Below are 271 nucleotides of genomic sequence, written 5' to 3'. Positions count from 1 at the left end.
CCGGATACGTTCGACCGTGTGCGCCCGCCATTCCCGCATCTGCTCGATCGGGATCGGGGCCCCGGAATAACTACTGTTCCAGCCCCCGAAATCCTCCCCCAACCCCACCTCGGATCCGGCACGATCCGCATACGCCGCCCCGGCGGACAGATCGTCATACACCCGACGCCACTGCTCGACCAGCTCCCCCTCCCCCACCTCACCGGACCGATCGAAAACCACATACCCCACCAACTGTGTGCCCGCACCGGTCCCGGCCGCTTCCCGCGCC

1 protein-coding gene is annotated in these 271 nt (G+C 67.5%); it reads right to left on the bottom strand.

The features are described from left to right. Window positions 1–271, bottom strand: a 271-nt coding sequence (locus ACX4ZE_RS23385; protein WP_480275628.1) for a hypothetical protein, incomplete at both ends; no start/stop codon positions are given.

Source organism: Nocardia sp. TBRC8007, assembly GCF_056629435.1.
The sequence above is the reverse complement of the archived record's forward strand: the minus strand, read 5'-3'. Positions and strand labels throughout refer to the sequence as shown.